We start from the raw sequence: 2,786 nt of genomic DNA, 5'->3' as shown, positions 1-2,786 counted from the left end.
TGGATGCGTGGGCGTCGCGTGCCGTGCGCAGGACTTCGCGCAGCGCCCAGAAGGCGTCCACATCGGGCTGAAAAGCGTGGGGACGGCTGGTTTGCGCGGCGTGCAGAAAACCTGTGACATCAGGAAAGGCATTGAGAGTAAATGCGGTTCCCCCGGCAGCCGGAAGTGAGGCCCAGTCCGCCGCTTCTTCATATACCCGCGCCGCCAGATTTACATCTTCAGCCAAGGGCAGCGGGGCAAGAGCCAGTGCGCGGTCACGCCCCACGCCTGAAAGGCAGAGCGAAGCCAGGTGGTCAGTGATGTGATTGAATTCCAGGGCCTGGAGCGTACGGGCGTGAATCATGCTGATGCCTCGGGAGCAATGAAATGGCTTGTCACAGAAAAAAGGACGCAGCTCCCGAAGGGCCTGACGGCCCGCATATTCCGGAGAGTGCGTTTTTGCCGGACACACAGTATTTCCATCTTGCGAGGCAACTCCCGGTTACAACGGCCTGTGGCCGGACGGCAGGGCGAGTTCCGCATCTGGAAGGCCGCTGTATATCCGCCATGACGGAAAAGCGGCTGAAAATATTGCGCTGCCGCCTGCTTTGGCAATCTTGCAGCGCAGGCGGGTCAGGGGCTGGTCAGGATTGCAGGCGTTTTTTCACGGCCTCAGAAAGTGCCTTGCCGTCCACCTGGCCCTTATGGCCGGCCATGATAGCGGATATGACCCTGCCCATATCTTTGGGCGACGATGCGCCAAGTTCGGCAATGGTGCTTTCAATGAGGGCGTTCAGTTCATCCTGACCAAGGGCCTTGGGCAGGTAGTCCTTGAGGACGACCAGTTCCGCAGCCTCTTTTTCGGCAAGGTCGGGCCGCTGGGCAGCCGTGTACTGCTCGATGGAGTCCTGCCTCTGCTTGCCTTCCTTGACAATGACATCAAGCATTTCTTCATCGGAAAGGCTGCCGCCGGGCCGCCGCAGGTCCACCAGGCGGTTCTTGACCGCTGTTTTCAACAGGCGCAGCACTGTAAGGCGCACGCTGTCTTTGGCTTTGTAGGCGCGCACATAGTCTTTTTCAATCTGTTCAAAAAGCGTGGTGGTAACGGTCATGGCAGTGGTGTGGTGAAGGGTGGAGTAAAGCAGAAAATGCGGGAAACCCCAAAAGGGGCTTCCCGCATAACTGGCCGGATGCAAGGCCCCGGGCGCATGTATGCGCCCCCGGTTAGGCCATGTTCATCTTCCTGATCTTTTTCATCAACCGCTTCCGGGCGGCGGCCTTCTTCTTTTTGCGCATGACGCTGGGCTTTTCGTAGTGCTGGCGCTTCTTCATTTCAGAAAGAATGCCGGCCTTTTCTACCTGCTTCTTAAAGCGGCGCAGCGCAATATCGAAGTTATAGTCGTCTTCGTTAAGAAAAACTCCGGGCAAGAAAATCACCCCCTTCGGCGGAGGGCCTATGGTTACGGCCCCAAAAAATACCGTTCACGGGCTTTACCCGCGTACGGACTGGCGACGATGTCGCAAGTGAAGTGCTTCTATAGCCCGGAGGCTGAAAAAAGGCAAGCTTTTTTCGCCGTTACGATTTTGTATGGCGAAAAAATTGCCGTAGCTGTAAGGCGCATGCGTTAAATGTTTACATTATCCTGGACGCTTATCATCACTGCTCGCATCATCAGAGCATTTTCATTTTGAAGTTGCTCTGGCGACTGCGTGAGCAGGCCCCTGTAGCGAAGGAGTGCGCAATTTACTTGCGCTGTTAAGCGCCGAAGTAAACTTTGAGAATATCCATTCTCAAAGTTAATCTGCTCTAGTTCAGCGAGTCCTTGAGCAGTTTGCCCGGGCGGAACTTGATAATCTTGCACGCCGGGATGGTAAGCGTGTCGCCGGTGCGGGGGTTGCGACCCTGCCTGGCCTTACGGTGCTCCACTGCGAATGTGCCGAAACCGGTAAGCGTAAGTTTGGATTCCTTGACAAGAGCGTCTTCGACAGAAGCGAGAAAGGCATTGAGGGTCCGTTCGGCAGCAGCCTTGGTCAAGTTGGCCTTGGCAGCTATTTTTTCAACAAGATCAGCCTTAGTCATCAGCGTGTCCTCCTGAAAGGTTCCCCCGCGCTGTTCCAGGCGGCCTTCGTGACCCTATAAAAAGCCTGAAGGCATACAACGCAGCAAGATTAGTGGATAGACTGAAAACTTTTTATGCCTTGTTGTCAAGTTGTGAAGCCCAAAAAGCGGTTATACGCTGAAAATCGGAGCATGTCAGGGCTTCGGGCCGCAAGGCGGGATCAATGCAGGCGTCGTGCAGGGACTTCTCAAGACCCGGCAGTGCGGCGCGTCGGAATATGCCGCCAAGCTGTTTGCGTCGTTGCTGAAAACATATCCGCAGAAGGCGCGAGAGCAGCTTCGGATGTGCGGGCCGGTCATGGGCGGGCAGCGGTTCAAAGCTCAGAACCGCAGAGTCTACCTTGGGAGGCGGGCTGAACGCACCCGGACCCACCACAAATTCCATGCGGGGGCGGGCATGGCTTTGCACCCAGACCGAGAGCGCGCCGTAGTGCCCCGTGCCCGGCTGGGCTGCCAGGCGCTGGCCCACCTCCTTCTGCACCATAAAGGCCGCCCGCTGCCAGCCCGTGGAGCAGGACACAATGTCCCAGATCAGGGGGGATGCCACATTGTAGGGCAGGTTGCCTATGATTTTCCACGGCTCCTGAGGGGTGATGCGCCGCCATGCAAATTTCAGGGCATCAGTGAGCACTGCCTGGGTGTTGGGGCCGCTCAGGCGCTGCCGTTCTGCGGCCCAGGGGCGGGCTTT

The 2,786-nt window shown here is 57.2% G+C and carries 4 protein-coding genes and 1 pseudogene; all 5 read right to left on the bottom strand.

The window, feature by feature from the left end:
* A pseudogene (locus V6C07_RS09070) lies at positions 1 to 343 on the bottom strand (endonuclease MutS2); the annotation flags it as partial.
* 280 nt (positions 344 to 623) lie between these two features.
* Positions 624 to 1,091, bottom strand: coding sequence for a GatB/YqeY domain-containing protein (locus V6C07_RS09065; RefSeq protein WP_333536092.1), 468 nt, complete (start codon positions 1,089 to 1,091; stop codon positions 624 to 626).
* A 112-nt stretch (positions 1,092 to 1,203) separates the two neighbouring features.
* Positions 1,204 to 1,407: a 30S ribosomal protein S21 gene (rpsU, locus tag V6C07_RS09060; RefSeq protein ID WP_012624720.1), complete on the bottom strand. Its 204-nt coding sequence runs from the start codon at positions 1,405 to 1,407 to the stop codon at positions 1,204 to 1,206.
* A gap of 379 nt (positions 1,408 to 1,786) precedes the next feature.
* Positions 1,787 to 2,059, bottom strand: coding sequence for an HU family DNA-binding protein (locus V6C07_RS09055; protein ID WP_333536091.1), 273 nt, complete (start codon positions 2,057 to 2,059; stop codon positions 1,787 to 1,789).
* Between the two features lie 112 nt (positions 2,060 to 2,171).
* Positions 2,172 to 2,786: ribosomal RNA small subunit methyltransferase A (locus V6C07_RS09050; RefSeq protein WP_333536089.1), on the bottom strand; the 615-nt coding region annotated here is incomplete at its 5' end.

Source organism: Desulfovibrio sp. 1214_IL3152 (assembly GCF_036763055.1).
GTDB lineage: Bacteria > Desulfobacterota > Desulfovibrionia > Desulfovibrionales > Desulfovibrionaceae > Desulfovibrio.
Note: the sequence above shows the minus strand (reverse complement) of the source record. Positions and strands in the feature narration are given on the sequence as shown.

Coding starts and splice junctions, on each gene's coding strand:
- V6C07_RS09065 (WP_333536092.1), bottom strand. CDS start 1,091: ATGACCGTTACCACCACGCTTTTTGAACAGATTGAAAAAGACTATGTG.
- V6C07_RS09055 (WP_333536091.1), bottom strand. CDS start 2,059: ATGACTAAGGCTGATCTTGTTGAAAAAATAGCTGCCAAGGCCAACTTG.